Origin of the sequence: Thermoanaerobacterium sp. PSU-2, assembly GCF_002102475.1 — a bacterium.
GTDB lineage: Bacteria > Bacillota > Thermoanaerobacteria > Thermoanaerobacterales > Thermoanaerobacteraceae > Thermoanaerobacterium.
In genome coordinates this window covers 158,193-175,017 of the sequence record NZ_MSQD01000001.1, presented here as the reverse complement: position 1 = coordinate 175,017, position 16,825 = coordinate 158,193, and the positions used below count along the sequence as shown (strand labels likewise).

The following is a 16,825-nucleotide window of genomic DNA, read 5'->3' as shown; positions in this document are numbered from 1 at the left end:
TGTATTGCTTTGGAGGCAAACATGAAAAGATTTATAAAAACCATTGGGGATTTTCTTAAGGAAGATAGAAGTGTCGTCCCTTTCGTCAATTTTCTGAAATACGTTGGACCAGGGATATTGGTTACGGTAGGCTTTATAGATCCGGGGAATTGGGCCACGAATGTCTCTGCAGGTTCAATATATGGGTATAAGCTGCTGTGGGTTATAACATTGTCAACAATAATGCTCATCATATTGCAGCACAATGCAGCGCACCTTGGAATCGTCACAGGCTACTGTTTGTCTGAAGCTACATCCATATTTATAGACAGCAGGCTTTCGAAATTTATTCTGCTGTCGGCTGTTGCTGCATCAGTATCTACATCTACAGCAGAACTATTAGGTACGGCTATAGCTCTAAAGATGCTTTTCAATATACCTGTAAAAATCGGGGCGGTTTTAGCGCTATTAGTCATATCTTTAGTGCTTTATACAAATTCTTACAAGCGCTTAGAAAAGATCATAATCGGGTTTGTGTCACTTATAGGACTTTCATTTTTGTTTGAGGTATACATGGTGAAGATAGATTGGAAAGCAGCAGCTATAAGTTGGATAAATCCATCAATACCTCATAGTTCCATGGTTGTAATCATGAGCGTTTTAGGTGCTGTCGTAATGCCACACAATTTGTTCCTCCACTCGGAAATCATTCAAAGCCGCCAATGGAACTTGCAGGATGAATCGGTTGTCAAAAAGCAGCTTAAATTTGAATTTCTTGATACATTGTTTTCGATGATTATAGGTTGGGCTATAAATAGTGCTATGATACTTCTTTCGGCTGCGGCATTTTACACTAAAGGCATTGCTGTGGACATGCTGGAGCAAGCAGGAGAGCTTTTGAAGCCTATTGTTGGAGGGAAGGCATCTTTGGTATTTGCAATAGCACTTTTGTTCTCAGGTTTTTCGTCAACGGTAACATCTGGAATTGCAGGTGGTTCCATATACGCTGGGATTTTTAAAGAACCTTACAACATAAAAGACAAACACACGCTTACAGGAATCTTTATCTCGCTTTTTGCAGCGATTATTGTAATATTTTTATTTAAAGACTCATTTCAAGTTTTGATATTTTCTCAGATGATACTAAGCATACAATTACCGATTACAGTGTTTACTCAAATTTATCTGACATCATCGAAGAAGGTCATGGGCGATTATTCAAATGGCAAAGCCAGTAAAGCTGTTTTAATTATTTTAGCGGTGATTATAACTGCTCTAAACGTAAAACTTTTAATCGATACATTGGTTTGATGGTATATTGCATTTTCGTTCCTTATTTTGTCATTTTCGTTCTAAATCGATTTTAGTTTTAAAAATTATTATATAATTAGTGTAGAACATATTAGATGTACAATTAAATAGGCATTTTCATTTCTGCATAAGGGAATGAGGACATCTTATTCTCTTTTTTCTATTGGTTATCATTTTTTGAAGGAATTCTCTCTTTTATATCGAATATTTATATTGTTGGAAAATCATAAAGGGATGTGATGTTATGTTAAAAGCCATAATCGCTGAAGATGAAGATTCGCTTAGAAAAGAGATAAGCAAAAGGGTCATGGAGATAAGCGATGTTCAAGTTGAATACATCACGAACGAAGGAAGAGATTTATTAAATGCCATACTAAAGGTGAAACCTGACTTAGCCATATTGGATATAAAACTGCCACAAATGACAGGAATAGAAGTCGTTAAAAATATTCGAGATTTGCTGCCAAATACAGAGGTCATATTCGTAACGTCGTATGATGAATATATAAAAGATGCTGTAAAACTATATGCTGCTGACTATATTGTAAAGCCTATAAATTACAACAGGTTGATTAATACTATTGAAAGGGTAAAGAGAAAATTTAGCGATTCATCTTTTGTAATAGAGGTAAGATGCGGTGAAGACGTGAGGTTAGTCAATACAAATGACATATACTTTATTGAGGCTAACAGGAAAAAAACCTTTTTCTGCACTGCGTTTGAAGATTTTATGTCAAACACTTCTCTTAGCGATGTCTACAAACTCCTCAACAAAAAAGTGTTTTTTAAGACCAGCAGATCTTATATAGTAAATCTATATAAAGTTTATTCTATTAAATCTGTAAGTAGAACATCACTTGAAATAAGCTTTAGAGATAAAAATAAAAAGGCATATCTAACAAAGAAATTATACAGTGAATTCAGAGATAGATTGAAAGATATATTAAGTCAGCCGGATGATATGAAAGCAAATTAGATCTCGTGGTGATGACATGGTAAGGAAAAGTTTGAATAAGATAATTGCACTGTTTTTTGTGTATATGACTTTTGTCATAATTACGATAAGCAACAGCATTTACTATAAACAAGGGTATTTCATGCCGGCTGACTTTAAATTGTTTTTATTTTTTACGATTTTCATCATAAATATTTTGGTTTTTACCATAATAAGGATGATATATACAAATGGAAAAAACGAGTACCAAAATATCATTAATGATTTTAAACTCAAGTTTGTAGAAGAACAAAATAATTTATACAGAAAAAATAAACATGAATTGAAGAACAATATACTGATTTTGTATGAATTGATAAGACAAATGAAGTACAAAGATGCTGAAGAATTTTTAAAGACTTACATTGACGACATAAGCAGTAGCCTTATAAAAGTTGATACTGGAAACGACATATTAGATCTTCTCTTGTATTCTAAAATAAGCAAGGCGATAAAAAAGGATATATCAGTTCGATTTATTTGTACGGTTGATTTGAAGATCAGGCAGAAAGTGGTTAATGATGTATGCTCTATTTTGGGAAATTTGATAGATAATGCTACAGAAGAATGTGAAAGGCTAAAAAATGATAGAAAGATGGAGATAATTTTAAATTCAGATCCAGTTGACTACATCTTTGTTGTCAAAAATACCTGGGCTGTCAGTGATTATGTTAAACAAAACATCTTATGTGATGGCTTTACAACGAAAGGCACTGGAAGGGGCAATGGGCTATCTATCGTAAGGGATATTGTTAAAAGATATGATGGGGATATAAACATAAATATCGATGATGAATATTTTTCTGTGACTGTCTTAATACCGTCTTATGAGATAAACGAATGATAATCTTTTCGTTCCTTAAAATGACATTTTGATTCCTAAGTCCACATTTTTACCGATAAAAGTTGTATAATCATACGTGATGGCACAACAAAACATTTTGATTCACTTTCATTGAGGCCATTATAACTCATGTGAAGGTGGGGTGAAAAGATGGATATGCAGTTGACTTTCATAGCTGTAAGCATAGTCATCTTAGTGTTTATAATAACATTTTCTAAAAGCAATATAGACATGGAATTTGCCATTAAATTTTTACAGACATTGGTAAAACTAAGCATAAAAAAGAAAAATTAAATTTTTATTGCAAAATACAATTGTTGCCGTATAATATAACCTATAGTCATCATTTTTAATCATGGAGGGTATCAATTGAAGGTATATTCTTTTGTTGGAGCCAGTGGAAGCGGCAAAAGTCATCATGCGTCGTTTGTTGCAGGGAAATACGGTATAAAGTACATCATAGATGATGGCCTTTTAATATGTGAAAACAGGATCATATCAGGGGTTTCTGCCAAAAGAGAAAAGACAAAATTGTCAGCTATAAGAAGAGCCATTTTTACAGATGATGAGCACGCCAGAGAGGTTAAAAAATCGATTGAAGAAATAAATCCAGATAAAATATTGATAATAGGAACGTCTGACAAGATGGTGGACAAAATCGCTGAAAGGCTTAATCTACCGCCTGTTGCTGAGCGAATATATATAGAAGATATATTATCACATGATGAGATAGAGCTTGCAAGAAAGAAAAGATATGAGGAAGGTATGCATGTAATACCTGTACCGACATTTGAAGTCAAAAAGCATTTTTCGGGGTATTTTATAGATCCATTGAGGATATTTAGACGAAAAGAGATAGACTTTGAGAAGACGGTAGTGAGGCCATACTACAGCTATCTTGGCAAATACACAATCTCTGAAAATGTCATAAATTCTATTGTATTAAATGAAGCGAAGAAATTTGAAGGCATTTATAAAATAAATAAAGTCATAACAGAGAACTACACAGAAGGAATAATAATAAAAATAGAGATTGTAATGGTGCATGGTACGCTTATAAACAGCGTTTTAAGAGGAGCTATAAAAAAGATAAAAAGTGTCGTAGAGTACATGACATCTTTAAATGTGCTTGAAATAAAGATTCACGTTAAATCACTTTATATAAAAGGAAATGACAAGATACTTAAAACCCGAGAAATACTTGATAAAGGCAAATAAGCCTTTTTTTTATCTTCAAAAAATTATATAATAATTGTAGAGGTTAGTAAATATTATGTAGTAAGGCAGTGAAAAACCTATATGTGGGTGATGAGGAGAATGAGATATTTAGTTGAGCAGTCCGGTTCTAAGGTTATAGTGCATGGAATTAAGGATTTTAACCTTAAAGAGACATTAGAATGTGGACAATGTTTCAGGTGGAATGAAGAAGATGATGGAAGTTATACGGGGGTCGCATTTGACAGAGTAATAAATGTAAAATTAGATGGAGATATATTGACGATTGATAATACCACTTTGGCAGATTTTAATGATATATGGTATGATTACTTTGACTTGGGCAGAGACTACGGCAAGATAAAAGAGACACTTTCGCAAGACGAGATTTTAAAAGCAGCCATAAAGTACGGCGAAGGCATAAGGATTTTGCGGCAAGACACGTGGGAGACGCTTATATCATTTATCATATCTCAAAACAATCGGATTCCACAGATAAAAAAAGTCATAGAGAATTTAAGCAGGTTATTGGGTCATCCTATTGTCTATAGGGATAAGACTTATTATACATTTCCTAAAGTTCAAGATTTCATAATGGCAGATATGGAATTGCTAAGTAAAAGCAAATGTGGCTTCAGATCGAAATATATAATCGATGCAGCGCTAAAAGTGTTTAATGACGAAGTAAATCTTTTTGAGTTGCAGCTTTACGATACTTACGATGTACGTAATATACTTATGAGCATAAGAGGTGTTGGGCCAAAGGTTGCAGACTGTGTCATGCTTTATTCCATCGGAAGATATGAGGCATTTCCGACAGATGTGTGGATAAAGCGAGTTGTAGAATTTTTATACCTAAAAAGGAAGACAAATAATTCTGATGTGCAGAATTTTGCAAAAGAGAAGTTTGGCGATTTGTCTGGATTTGCGCAGCAGTACCTTTTTAATTATGCAAAAGATCATGTATCAAAAGACGTGTTTAAAGAAAGGAAAAATTAGATGATTGGGACTTTTGTCAATGCAGCATCTATTGTCGTGGGTAGTTTTGTTGGCACTTTATTTAAAATTGGAATTCCAGATAGAATAAAATCAACGGTTATGCAAGCCATATCTTTAAGCGTTTTGATAATAGGATTTGACAGCGCATTGAAATACAAAAATTTGCTACTGGTTATAGTAAGTTTGGCGATAGGCGGCATTGTAGGTGAACTGCTGGACATAGAGAAAAAGCTTAACCAATTTGGCGACTTTTTAGAGAGAAAATTATCGAGAAACGGTGAAAATAAGATAAGCGAAGGCTTTGTGACAGCAAGCCTCATATACTGTATTGGCGCGATGGCTATTGTGGGAGCATTAAAAGACGGTTTACAAGGTGATCACAGTATACTTTTTGCCAAATCCATGTTGGATGGCATATCATCTATAATATTTGCATCTACATTAGGGATAGGTGTCATGATATCATCCATAAGTGTCCTATTATATCAAGGCTCTATAACTTTGTGCGCATCGCTTCTTAAAGATTTATTGACTGCTAACGTGATAGCGGACATGTCTGCCATTGGTGGCGTCTTGATAATAGGCATATCATTAAATATGCTGAATTTGACGAAAATAAAGATTGGGAACTTGCTTCCGTCAATATTTATACCTATTGTATACGAAATAATACTGAAAGCATTTTAAATGATGAAGGAGGTGCCCTTAAAAAGGGCTGTTGAGTTATGAAAGAAATAAGAAGCATAGATGTTGCGAGAGTAGCCATAAGGATGGCCATGTCAAGGAGAGAGGATGAAGCCGTATTAAAGGAGAAGTATGGAAAAGAGGGCATCAAGGTAGCGGCGGTAGATTATGGCGGCGAATACATTAATTCAATTTCAAAGATAATAGAAAGGGCAGTTGTAGCGGCAAAGAGAGAAGGAGTCGTAGAGGACAACCATGTAGGAGAAGGCGCTGTTGCAGGTGCAACACATGAGGCAATAATGCAGCTAAAAGATAAAGCTATGGGGCTTAATATAGGTGGCAAGATTGGAATAGCATTTTATGGCGAACACCTTTGCGTCTGTGCATTTTTCGCCGTTGGAATGCTAAACTTAAACGAAGTTGCCATTGGACTTGGGCATAGATCTCTTAAGTATTGATGGTACATGCTTCCCTTAAAATAGATAGTTTAATTTAAGGGGAGCATTTTTTACGCTAATAAATGGCATTAAGCCATTATATTTATCCGAACGATTTAGATCTAAAATTTTTTATTTTGAAGCGCAATAAAAACAAAAAGATATATTGCATTTGAATCTCAATATGATATAATAAACATACAATACAAAATTTGGTTCCAGCAAGAATGCTTATAATTTTCGTATAAAATTAGACAAAAGGTGTAAAATATGATAAAAAAGCTAAGTGCTTTAATTTTAATATTTTTTATTTTTGTCATGGCTTTATATTTTTATCAATTTATAATGATGTATTTGTTTGAAGGTATATATCATTTTTTTAATATAAGAAATAATGATCCATTAGTTATGACAAGTAGCAATTTAGTCTACAATTTTATTACGGAAATTTTGTTGTTAGTTTTAGCTATATTTTTACTAAAAAAATTTAATTATATAAAATTTATTAAGATGTCTTTTAAATCTATAATTAAAGCATTTATATTTATGTTATTATCGCTGACATTTACTAAGTATATACTAGATATATTTAAAATATATAATATTTTTTTGTTGTTCGATTTTAAGAATATTATTGCAAACTGGAACAAGGCAGACTATATTGTTGCAATATCACAAATGATTTTATTTATTTTAGTTGCTTTATCAGAAGAATATTTATATAGAGTCACTCTTTATTTTAAAATATCTGAAATATTAAATTTAAAAAGCAACATCTTAAAAATAGTATTTAGCGTGATACTAACAAATATTTTATTCTCAATTATCCATTATCCTATACGTCATTATAATATTTCTAAACTTTTTGAAATATTTATAACAGGTATCTATTTCAGTTATCTTTTTTTACGAAGTGGCAATATATATTTGGCTTGTATGATGCATTTTTATTTTGACTTTCCGATTTTAACAACAATTAATATCGGGTATTACCATTATGAGGAAATTATTCTTTTAATTATTTCGATTATGTTAATAGAAAGTTATTATATGGTTAAACACTTTTATCTAAGACTATATAGCAGATACGAACAGAGTTAGACAATATTATTTTTATAAGATATGGAGGATAATATGATAAAAGGAAAAGAATTAACAAAAATAATTTTAATTGTATTTGCTGTTTTAGTAGCATTATATCCAATCTTAGCTGGAATAGAAATTTTTATATTAAAAAGCAATATTCCAGATGTAAAAATAATAGTAAACTATATTATACAAATTGTGTTATTAATCATTGCGATTTATTTGTTAAAAAAATTTAATTATATGAATTATGTTAAATTATCTTTAAAAACAATTCTGGAATTGATGGTCTATATATTGTTACTATTGTTATTAACAATAATATTAGTGAATATATTTCATTTAAAATATTATTTAATATGGGATATAAGTGAAAGCTATGTAACATTAATTTTTCAAAATTTTTCTTTTCTTTTTGTAGGATTGGGCGAAGAATTTTTATTTAGAGTAATTTTATATTATAAAATTTTAGATACAATTATACTAAAAAATAAAAGACTTAGAATGATAATTGCTGTTATTATTACAAGTTTTTTATTTACCATGGCGCATATACCGATATTAAGTGTTAGAAATATACAAATATTTAGTACTTTAAATATTTTTATGTGGGGTATATTTTTTAGTTATCTTTATTTAAGAACGAAAAATATATATGTTGCAGCAATTGCACATTTTTTTATAGATGCTGGAATTATAATAGATTATACTGAAATATATTACGGTATGTTAAGTACGTTTATTAATATAATTACATCTGTTATAATAATTGAAATATACAGCATTTGTAAGTATTTTTACAATAAAAAAATCTACGGAATAGAAAATTTCAATTCAAAATAATCGTTTTTTGACTTTTCAAAAAGTTTATTTGTTGCATTATAAGAAAGGAAAGACATGTTAATTTAAGACTTAAGACAGTATATAAAAAGAGAAAGTGGGAAATTTATATGGAATTTTCAACTCAAGGTGAAAGACTAAAGAAAATTAGGAAAATGCTTAAGATGAAACAGAGAGAACTACAGGATAAAAACATTACCAGAGGCTTTATAAGCATGATTGAAAGCGGTAGAAGCACTATGAGCAAAGAAACAGCTTCTGTCATAGCAGAGAAATTTAATGATCGATGAGATTGTAATATGTAGAAAGAAACAGAAGTTTCAAAAATACTTATAAATATTAAAGGAGAAAGCGATGAATAAAAATATTAGGTTATTACTTTTTGCAAAATGGATTTCTAATTTTGGGACACAGCTTCATAGCCTTGCTTTTCCTATAATTGTATACAATCAGACTCATTCGTCTACTATATTATCATTGGCCTTCATTGCTGAAACATTGCCATGGCTTTTTATAGGACCAATTATTCCTCATATTTTAAGTAAAAAGATGCCTGATAAATCTATTTTAGTTTTATGTGATTTAATGAGATTTTTGATTGTCATTGGGATATTAAATTTTATTAAAATACCATATATCGTCTTATGTCTGATATTCTTCTTAGGCTGTTTTAATTCAATATACGGTTCATTTAGAACAAGCATAATTAAATCAAATACAGATGATTTAACTTTGACTAAAACAATTGGGATTTCTTTAGGAGTAGATGATCTAATTAATATGCTAGCACCGGCTTTTGGTGCATTGTTGATTTCTATAGGCATTTTACCTACTATTTTTTTAATGGCAGATTCAGTTAGCTATTTATTGAGTGCATTTTTGATTTTAAAAATTCAGAGTAATGAGGACAAACATTTATCAGAAAGCGAAAGCAATCTGAATTTTTATCATCAGGCAACTGAAGGCTTTCATACTATATGGAATAATATAGAGTTAAAATGGCTTGTTATACTTGAAGGTATTCGCTCACTTGTTGAAGGTATTTCCATACCTCTTTTGATACTTTATGTTACGCAAATTCTTTTAAAATCGGAAACTACTTTTGCCTGGTCAAGAGCGATTTCGTCTATTTTTTCTATTTTAGCATCATTGATGTATATCAAGTTTGAAGCGAAATTGGCGAAAGGAAAATTTGTTAATATCGGAACTGCTTTTCTAACAATTTCTCTATTATCAATGGCATTTTTTAATGAGATATACGTGTTTTATTTAGCATCTGCTTTTTTAGGAATAGGCATGGGAATTCGCCAATTGGTTTCAGAAAATTTATTGATCAAACTGACTGATAATTGCAAATTGCCTCAAGTGACATCTGCTTTTAATGCATTTATATCAAGTCTTTATCTTTTAGGCTATGGAATTTCAATTTTCCAACGAGAAGGAATTTCGGTGGTATATTTTTTTGCTATAAGTGGATTTTTATTGTTATCAGGATATTTCTACAAAGCACCATCAACTTTAAAACATGCTTTGCTGCTGCAAAGGTAATTGGAAAATTGATTTTAACGGAAAGCTTTTATCTGGCATAAATAATAAAATTGCCATTAAAAGAGGGTTCATTGTGAACCCTCTTTTTAACCTCCTAAATACGACTTTTTAACCCTTTCATCGTTTTTCAAGACAGATGCAGCACCTTCAAGTGAGATGTTGCCTGTCTCAAGGACGTATGCTCTGTCTGCAATGGATAGAGCCATTTTAGCGTTTTGCTCTACCAAAAGGATGGTGGTGCCGTCTTCATTTATGCCTTTTATCGTCTTAAATATGTCTTGCACTACGATGGGTGCAAGTCCCATTGATGGTTCGTCTAGCAAAAGCACTTTTGGCTTTGACATCAATGCACGCCCTATTGCCAGCATCTGCTGCTCACCACCGCTTAAAGTGCCGGCAATCTGTTTATGCCTTTCTTTTAGACGTGGAAATAGGTGAAATACTTTTTCTATGTCGCTTTTTACCATTTTGTCTTTCCTGAGATATGCTCCCATCTCAAGGTTTTCCATTACAGTCATGTTGGCAAATATTCTTCTTCCTTCTGGCACTTGGCAGATACCCATATCCACTATATTTTGAGCAGGTTTTTTTGTTATGTCTACATCATCGAATTTGATGTAGCCTTTTTTTGGTTTCAATATGCCTGATATTGTCATTAGAGTAGTGCTTTTGCCTGCGCCATTTGCACCTATTATCGTAACAATTTCACCGTTATTTACTTTTAAATCAATGCCTTTTAAGGCATTGACCATTCCATATGATACGTTGAGATCTTTTACCTCTAACATGTTTTAAGCACCTCCTTCAATTGATAAAATTTCACTTTCATCAGGACTTTCTTCTCCAAGGTATGCAGCTATTACTTCTGGATTTTTCTTGATTTCGTCTGGTGTGCCATGTGCTATTATTTTTCCGTAGTTCATGACGTATATGTCTTCGCAAAGATCCATAACCAATGACATGTCGTGCTCTATCAAGAGTATTGTTATGTCAAATTTGTCCCTTATGAATCTGATTGTGTCTGTAAGCTCTTTTGTCTCTTGCGGATTCATCCCTGCTGCAGGTTCATCTAAGAGCAAAAGCTTTGGTTTTGTTGCCAGTGCTCTTGCTATTTCAAGTCTTCTCTGTTCGCCGTATGGCAGATTTTTGGCAAGGTTTAAAGCGTGCTTATCAAGATTGAATATTTTAAGGAGATCCATCGCTTGTTTGTCTTGTGTTTTTTCTCCATCTAAATATTTTTTGTACTGCAGGAACGAGCTTAAAAGTCCGTATTGCACGTGAATGTGCTGAGCTATCTTGACATTGTCAAGGACAGTTAGGTTTTTAAATAGACGTATGTTTTGAAATGTCCTTGCTATGCCAAGCTTTGTGTTGTTATACGGTTTTGTTGATACGTTTTTTCCGTCAAATGTCACTTTTCCTGATGTAGGCTTGTATATACCGGTTATTATGTTGAATACTGTTGATTTTCCAGCACCATTTGGTCCTATAAGTCCTGTTAAAGAGCCTTGTTCCAGTTCTATGTTGACATCTATCAGGGCCTTTATGCCGCCAAAGTCTATAGATACGTCTTTAATTGACAGTAAACTCACTGCTTTTCTCCCCTTTCTTGAATAGTTTTTTGAGAGAAAATTCTCTTGTACCCATCAATCCTTCTGGTCTAAATAGCATTACGATGATTAAGAGGAGAGCGTATATTACCATTCTTAGTGCAGCATAATCCTGCAAAAGTGCGTATACAAAAGTCAAGAAGATGGCTGATAGGATGGACCCTGTTATGCTGCCCAGTCCTCCTAATACAACCATTGTTAAGATATCGAATGATTTCATGAAGTTGAATGTTTCTGGCTGTATGATGTAGAAGTTGTGAGCATAAAGGGCACCGCCTATTCCTGCGAAGAATGCACCTATCGTGAATGCCAATGTCTTGTAGAAAGTTGTGTTTATGCCCATCGATTCGGCTGCTGTCTCGTCTTCTCTGATTGCTACACAGCATCTGCCGTAGCTGGAGTTTATGAAGTTTCTGATTAAGACGACGGTTATGACTGCCATCCAGAATACCCACGTCCAGTTTGTGTACTTTGGTATTCCAGATAGGCCGCTGGCTCCACCCACGTATTCGGTGTTTAAAAAGATTACCCTAATTATTTCTCCGAATCCAAGTGTTGTTATAGCAAGGTAGTCTCCTTTTAATCTCAATGATGGTATTCCTATCAAGATTCCGGCTATGCCTGCTGCTATGCCTCCTACTAATAATGCCAGTGGAAATGGAAGTCCCAATTTGTACGTTATGATAGCTGATGTGTATGCACCGATTGACATGAATCCTGCATGTCCTAAGGAGAATTGTCCTGTAAATCCATTTATAAGGTTAAGGCTTACAGCAAGTATTACATTTATGCACATGAGAACAATGTTTATTTCGTAATAGTCGTTTAATATGTTTGTCGACAGCAAAATCTGTATTATGGCGTAAAAGACCAACAGCCCTAAAAATATAAGTAATCTGTTTTTCAATATTTGCTTCAACTTTACCACCTACACTTTCTCTCTTACATTTTTGCCAAAGAGTCCTGTTGGCTTTATTAGCAATATGATTATGAGTATTGCAAATGAAACGCCATCTCTGTATAGGGAGCTGCCATAGCCTGAAACAAGTGCTTCTATGACACCCATCAATAATCCTCCTACCATAGCACCTGGTATTATGCCTATTCCTCCCAATACTGCTGCTATGAATGCTTTTAAGCCTGGCATTATACCCATCAGTGGATCTATGGAGTTGTAGTATATGCCAACTAAGACACCTGCGACAGCGGCAAGGGCAGAGCCTATGGCAAATGTGAATGAAACTGTCCTATCCACATTTATTCCCATAAGCCTTGCAGCATCAGGGTCTGTGGAGACAGCTCTCATGGCCTTTCCCATCTTTGTCTTGTATATGATAAGCTGAAGTCCAACCATCATGATTATGGATACGACAAATATGACGATCTGCTGGTTTGATATGGTGATTACGCCGTTTAAAAATGAGTACATGTGCTGCTTGAAAATTTGAGGATACGTCCTGACTTGCGGAGATAAGAGGATTATGCCTCCGTTTTCCAGCAAAAGTGAGACGCCGATGGCTGTAATCAATATTGAGATTTTTGACTTATCTCTTAATGGCCTGTATGCCACACGCTCTATTGTCACGCCAAGTATAAGGCTTACCAGCATTGCCAATAGGAGAGATGGTATAAATCCAAGGTGAAAGTATGTTGATGCGAAGAATCCTGTAAATGCACCTACCATGTATATATCACCATGAGCGAAATTTATAAGTTTCATTATGCCGTAAACCATGGTATATCCAAGGGCAATAAGCGCGTATATACTTCCTAAAGATAGACCATTTATAAGCTGCTCAATAAATGTCTTCATAAACATCACCTCAAGTTTAAATATATTAAAATATATGCGGCCACAAGGTGACCGCATTGCCGTATTTTCTAAAGTTATCTTACGATTTTTATTCAGCACTTACTTTTTTCTTAAGTGTCTGTTTACCGTCCTTCAATTCTATTATTACTGTCTGTTTTATAGGATTGTGTTGTGTATCTATCGAAATATTGCCTGTAACACCTTTGAAGTTTTTCAGATTTGCCAAGGCTTCTGTTATTTTTGCCGGGTCAGTTGAATTTGCATTTTTTATCGCTTGTACCAACATACCTGCTGAGTCATACGCCAAAGCGGCAAAAGCATCAGGTTCTGTACCGTAAGCGTCTTTGTACTTCTTTATGAAGTCTTGAACAGTCGGATCTGGATCTGTCGATATGAAGTGGTTGCTGTAATAGACGTTGTTTAATGCAGATGCACCTGCTATCTTCAGTAGATCAGGTGAATCCCAGCCGTCACCGCCAAGTAAAGGCGTATTTATACCCATCTCTCTCGCTTGCTTAGCTATCTTTGCCGTGTCTTGATAGTATCCAGGTATGAATATGACGTCAGCATTTAACCCCTTTATCTTAGTAAGCGTCGACTTAAAATCTTGATCGCCTGCAACGTAAGCTTCTTGATCTATCACTTTTCCACCAAGTTTTTCGAACTGATCTTTGAAGCTTTGAGCAAGGCCTTTGCTGTAGTCGCTTTTGTCGTCAATGTATATGACAGCAGTTTTTGCACTTAGATCTTTTGCGGCAAATTCGCCCATCACTTTGCCTTGATATGGGTCTGTGTAACATGCTCTGAATATTTCGCTTTTTACTTTATTTGTGTTTGGATCGACAGTTACATCAAAAGACGTGCCAGATGGGGTTATAAGAGGTATGTTTTTGCTTAATGCAATTGAAGAAGCTGCTTTTGTGTTACCTGTTGTTGCAGGTCCTAATATTGCCACTACGTTGTCTTCAACGATAAGTTTTGTAGCCTGATTTATTGATTCATCTGTTGCGGATTTGTTATCAGCCTTGATAAGGTTAATCTGTTTTCCAAGAAGGCCACCGTTTTTGTTTACATCATCTACATACAGTTTTACCGCGTTGTACTCAGAAGTTCCGTATGAGGCTACCTGTCCTGTCAATTCAAAAAGGGCTCCTACGTTTATTTTGTCGCTGCTTGTAGCGCTGGTGTTTTTGCTGCAGCCTGAAAACAAAAGTGAAGCTGTCATTACGATGCCTAAAAGCATTGATGCTTTTTTAAACGAATTTTTCATAGAAATCCTCCCATTTTTTAAAATTTAATAAAATTAAAATTTTTCTCTACCGGTAGAAAAGTTAAAGAAAACAGACGATAAATTTACTATAATTATACTTTATTGATGATATTTACATCAAGATTAATTATTTTAAGGCATATTCAAATTTTCTAATAAATATTACAAAAAACTTTTATTGACTAATAAATGTTTTTATCTTACTATTTTATTAATTAATGAAAATTTTATCAAAAGTGTTATTTGAAATTTAGCATGGTAGCACGGTAGGATTTTTGTTGTTGCCATGCAAGGGGAGGAGTTTTTATGAAAAAGTCTATCTTTGCTTTGGCAGCTTTTTTTATAATATCTTTTGCCGTATCTGGATGCCAAAGCAAGACAACGTCTACTGGTAGTACGGGAAAGATGATAACAATTGGCATCACACAGATAGTTGAGCATCCAGCGCTTGATAGCGCAAGAGAAGGGTTTATAAAAGCTTTGAAAGACAATGGCTATGAAGAAGGGAAGAATGTCACCTATATCAAGGAAAATGCTCAAGGTGATATGTCGACGGCTGAGACAATAGCCAAAAAGTTCGTTGATAAAAATGTCGATTTAATTTTTTCCATAGCGACGCCTACTACACAGGCAGTTAAAAAAGCTACTTCTACTATTCCAATCGTGTTTACTGCTGTTACAGATCCTGTCGCAGCTGGGCTTGTAAAATCGTTGGATAATCCTGGCGGAAATGTGACTGGTACTTCCGATATGGAGCCTATAAACGATCAGTTAAAATTGATAAAGGACTTGGTTCCAGATGCTAAAAGGATAGGGATAATATACAATGCAGGTGAAGTCAATTCTACAGTTCAGGTGAAGATTGCGAAAGACGATGCAGCAAAATTAGGCTTTAGCGTAAAAGAAGCTACTGTATCAAATAGCAGCGAAGTAAGCCAAGCGGCACAATCTTTAGTAGGGAAAGTTGATGCCATATGGCTTCCGACAGATAACACTGTTGCTTCTTCTGTTGCGGCTATAATAAAGGTCACTAATTCAGCGAAGATACCTGTAATAGCAGCAGAAAAAGGAATGGTTGAAGGCGGCTCATTGGCTACGCTTGGTATAAGTTACAGCGACTTAGGTTATCAGGCAGGTTTAATGGCTATTAAGATTTTAAAAGGTGAAAAGCCTGCCAATATAAAAGTGGAAACTGCTAAGAATCTGCAGCTTATACTAAATCAAAAAGAAGCAGATGCCATTGGTTTTAAAATACCAGATTCTATCATGAAGAAAGCACAAGAGGTCATCAAATAAATAGATATAATTGGGGGTCTATACAATGTCTTTTGCCATTTCTACATTAGAGCAGGGGCTTGTCTATGGCATAATGGCACTTGGTGTCTATATATCTTTTAAGATAATAAATTTTGCTGATTTGACTGTAGAGGGCAGCTTCACTTTAGGGGCTGCCGTTACAGCAAAACTCATAACAAGTGGTGCAAACCCTGTTTTTTCTATTTTTATTTCCATCATTGCTGGGGGATTAGCTGGCTTAATCACGGGATTTTTGAATACGAAGCTAAAAATCACGGAGTTATTAGCAGGTATACTTACGATGACTGCTCTTTACTCTATAAACTTGCGCATAATGGGAAAGTCAAACATACCTATGCTTAGCAATAGATCTATATTTGACTACTTTGATTTTGCAGGAAGCTATAAAAACATACTATTTTTTGGACTTATTGTTGTTTTTATGTTGCTTTTGACAAATTATTTTTTGCAGACGCGGACGGGATTTGCTCTAAGGGCCACAGGAAACAATCAGCAGATGGTTCGCAGCATGGGAATAAACACAAATGCTACGATTACGCTGGGACTTGTAATATCAAATGCTTATATTGCTTTGGCAGGATCGTTAGTGTCGCAGTATCAAGGCTTTGCCGATGCTGGCATGGGCATTGGAACACTTGTTGCAGGACTTGCTTCTGTCATTATCGGTGAAGTATTGATAAGAGAGAGAAATATATTGTGGGCAGTGATTTCTGCCGTCGTAGGATCGATAGTCTACAGGAGTGCAATAGCAATAGCCCTTACAATAGGATTTAATCCGACAGATCTAAAACTTTTGACTGCCATATTAGTAGTTGTGGCATTGTCACTGCCTGGATTGAAGAAGATTGTTTTAAGCTCTAACTGAAAAGGGGGATTTA

The 16,825-nt window shown here is 34.2% G+C and carries 18 protein-coding genes and 1 pseudogene; 14 read left to right on the top strand and 5 right to left on the bottom strand.

The genetic code is table 11. The features are described 5' to 3' along the window. Positions 1 to 21: 21 nt before the first annotated feature. From BVF91_RS00995 to BVF91_RS00945, 12 genes and pseudogenes are all read left to right on the top strand, one after another. A complete protein-coding gene (locus BVF91_RS00995) occupies positions 22 to 1,290 on the top strand; it encodes an Nramp family divalent metal transporter (protein ID WP_085111668.1) in 1,269 nt (422 codons plus the stop codon). Positions 1,291 to 1,534: 244 nt separating this feature from the next. Next, a complete protein-coding gene (locus BVF91_RS00990; protein WP_085111667.1) occupies positions 1,535 to 2,266 on the top strand; it encodes a LytR/AlgR family response regulator transcription factor in 732 nt (243 codons plus the stop codon). A 31-nt stretch (positions 2,267 to 2,297) separates the two neighbouring features. After that, positions 2,298 to 3,128, top strand: a complete 831-nt coding sequence (locus BVF91_RS00985; protein WP_240495750.1) for a sensor histidine kinase — start codon at positions 2,298 to 2,300, stop codon at positions 3,126 to 3,128. A 150-nt stretch (positions 3,129 to 3,278) separates the two neighbouring features. Further along, positions 3,279 to 3,422, top strand: coding sequence for a hypothetical protein (locus tag BVF91_RS13245; RefSeq protein ID WP_014759433.1), 144 nt, complete (start codon positions 3,279 to 3,281; stop codon positions 3,420 to 3,422). A gap of 75 nt (positions 3,423 to 3,497) precedes the next feature. Then, positions 3,498 to 4,346, top strand: a complete 849-nt coding sequence (locus BVF91_RS00980) for an Asp23/Gls24 family envelope stress response protein (protein WP_085111663.1) — start codon at positions 3,498 to 3,500, stop codon at positions 4,344 to 4,346. A 99-nt stretch (positions 4,347 to 4,445) separates the two neighbouring features. Then, a complete protein-coding gene (locus tag BVF91_RS00975) occupies positions 4,446 to 5,342 on the top strand; it encodes a DNA-3-methyladenine glycosylase family protein (protein WP_206198991.1) in 897 nt (298 codons plus the stop codon). Next, positions 5,343 to 6,029 (top strand): DUF554 domain-containing protein, encoded by a 687-nt coding sequence (locus BVF91_RS00970; protein WP_085111661.1) that lies wholly within the window; start codon positions 5,343 to 5,345, stop codon positions 6,027 to 6,029. Between the two features lie 38 nt (positions 6,030 to 6,067). Further along, entirely contained in the window at positions 6,068 to 6,484 is a 417-nt protein-coding gene (locus BVF91_RS00965) for a HutP family protein (RefSeq protein ID WP_014759429.1), read from the top strand. A 249-nt stretch (positions 6,485 to 6,733) separates the two neighbouring features. Further along, entirely contained in the window at positions 6,734 to 7,564 is an 831-nt protein-coding gene (locus BVF91_RS00960; RefSeq protein ID WP_085111660.1) for a CPBP family intramembrane glutamic endopeptidase, read from the top strand. Positions 7,565 to 7,597: 33 nt separating this feature from the next. Continuing rightward, positions 7,598 to 8,392, top strand: coding sequence for a CPBP family intramembrane glutamic endopeptidase (locus tag BVF91_RS00955; protein ID WP_085111659.1), 795 nt, complete (start codon positions 7,598 to 7,600; stop codon positions 8,390 to 8,392). A gap of 107 nt (positions 8,393 to 8,499) precedes the next feature. Further along, positions 8,500 to 8,676: pseudogene (locus BVF91_RS00950) on the top strand (helix-turn-helix domain-containing protein); the annotation flags it as partial. 67 nt (positions 8,677 to 8,743) lie between these two features. Continuing rightward, the gene (locus BVF91_RS00945; RefSeq protein ID WP_085111657.1) at positions 8,744 to 9,937 is read left to right on the top strand and encodes an MFS transporter; all 1,194 of its coding nucleotides are present in this window, start codon (positions 8,744 to 8,746) and stop codon (positions 9,935 to 9,937) included. A gap of 86 nt (positions 9,938 to 10,023) precedes the next feature. On the opposite strand, the gene BVF91_RS00940 is transcribed toward BVF91_RS00945, so the two are convergent. The 5 genes from BVF91_RS00940 to BVF91_RS00920 all read right to left on the bottom strand — a co-directional run bounded on the left by BVF91_RS00940 (position 10,024) and on the right by BVF91_RS00920 (position 14,630). Then, positions 10,024 to 10,725 (bottom strand): ABC transporter ATP-binding protein, encoded by a 702-nt coding sequence (locus BVF91_RS00940; protein ID WP_085111656.1) that lies wholly within the window; start codon positions 10,723 to 10,725, stop codon positions 10,024 to 10,026. A gap of 3 nt (positions 10,726 to 10,728) precedes the next feature. After that, positions 10,729 to 11,529, bottom strand: a complete 801-nt coding sequence (locus BVF91_RS00935; protein WP_085111655.1) for an ABC transporter ATP-binding protein — start codon at positions 11,527 to 11,529, stop codon at positions 10,729 to 10,731. Beyond that, the gene (locus BVF91_RS00930) at positions 11,510 to 12,466 is read right to left on the bottom strand and encodes a branched-chain amino acid ABC transporter permease (RefSeq protein WP_085111653.1); all 957 of its coding nucleotides are present in this window, start codon (positions 12,464 to 12,466) and stop codon (positions 11,510 to 11,512) included. The genes BVF91_RS00935 and BVF91_RS00930 overlap by 20 nt, the downstream gene beginning before the upstream one ends. A gap of 9 nt (positions 12,467 to 12,475) precedes the next feature. Next, positions 12,476 to 13,360 (bottom strand): branched-chain amino acid ABC transporter permease, encoded by an 885-nt coding sequence (locus BVF91_RS00925; protein ID WP_085111652.1) that lies wholly within the window; start codon positions 13,358 to 13,360, stop codon positions 12,476 to 12,478. An 88-nt stretch (positions 13,361 to 13,448) separates the two neighbouring features. After that, a complete protein-coding gene (locus BVF91_RS00920) occupies positions 13,449 to 14,630 on the bottom strand; it encodes an ABC transporter substrate-binding protein (RefSeq protein ID WP_085111651.1) in 1,182 nt (393 codons plus the stop codon). Positions 14,631 to 14,936: 306 nt separating this feature from the next. On the opposite strand from BVF91_RS00920, the gene BVF91_RS00915 reads away from it, so the two are divergent. After that, positions 14,937 to 15,926, top strand: a complete 990-nt coding sequence (locus BVF91_RS00915) for an ABC transporter substrate-binding protein (RefSeq protein WP_085111649.1) — start codon at positions 14,937 to 14,939, stop codon at positions 15,924 to 15,926. 25 nt (positions 15,927 to 15,951) lie between these two features. Beyond that, the gene (locus tag BVF91_RS00910) at positions 15,952 to 16,812 is read left to right on the top strand and encodes an ABC transporter permease (protein ID WP_013787489.1); all 861 of its coding nucleotides are present in this window, start codon (positions 15,952 to 15,954) and stop codon (positions 16,810 to 16,812) included. Positions 16,813 to 16,825: the final 13 nt, after the last annotated feature.

Excerpts from the sequence above, each read along its gene's own strand:
- BVF91_RS00945 (WP_085111657.1), top strand. The coding sequence starts at position 8,744 with ATGAATAAAAATATTAGGTTATTACTTTTTGCAAAATGGATTTCTAAT.
- BVF91_RS00915 (WP_085111649.1), top strand. The coding sequence starts at position 14,937 with ATGAAAAAGTCTATCTTTGCTTTGGCAGCTTTTTTTATAATATCTTTT.
- BVF91_RS00920 (WP_085111651.1), bottom strand. The coding sequence starts at position 14,630 with ATGAAAAATTCGTTTAAAAAAGCATCAATGCTTTTAGGCATCGTAATG.
- BVF91_RS00965 (WP_014759429.1), top strand. The coding sequence starts at position 6,068 with ATGAAAGAAATAAGAAGCATAGATGTTGCGAGAGTAGCCATAAGGATG.
- BVF91_RS13245 (WP_014759433.1), top strand. The coding sequence starts at position 3,279 with ATGGATATGCAGTTGACTTTCATAGCTGTAAGCATAGTCATCTTAGTG.
- BVF91_RS00970 (WP_085111661.1), top strand. The coding sequence starts at position 5,343 with ATGATTGGGACTTTTGTCAATGCAGCATCTATTGTCGTGGGTAGTTTT.
- BVF91_RS00910 (WP_013787489.1), top strand. The coding sequence starts at position 15,952 with ATGTCTTTTGCCATTTCTACATTAGAGCAGGGGCTTGTCTATGGCATA.
- BVF91_RS00990 (WP_085111667.1), top strand. The coding sequence starts at position 1,535 with ATGTTAAAAGCCATAATCGCTGAAGATGAAGATTCGCTTAGAAAAGAG.
- BVF91_RS00955 (WP_085111659.1), top strand. The coding sequence starts at position 7,598 with ATGATAAAAGGAAAAGAATTAACAAAAATAATTTTAATTGTATTTGCT.
- BVF91_RS00995 (WP_085111668.1), top strand. The coding sequence starts at position 22 with ATGAAAAGATTTATAAAAACCATTGGGGATTTTCTTAAGGAAGATAGA.
- BVF91_RS00925 (WP_085111652.1), bottom strand. The coding sequence starts at position 13,360 with ATGAAGACATTTATTGAGCAGCTTATAAATGGTCTATCTTTAGGAAGT.
- BVF91_RS00975 (WP_206198991.1), top strand. The coding sequence starts at position 4,446 with ATGAGATATTTAGTTGAGCAGTCCGGTTCTAAGGTTATAGTGCATGGA.
- BVF91_RS00940 (WP_085111656.1), bottom strand. The coding sequence starts at position 10,725 with ATGTTAGAGGTAAAAGATCTCAACGTATCATATGGAATGGTCAATGCC.
- BVF91_RS00960 (WP_085111660.1), top strand. The coding sequence starts at position 6,734 with ATGATAAAAAAGCTAAGTGCTTTAATTTTAATATTTTTTATTTTTGTC.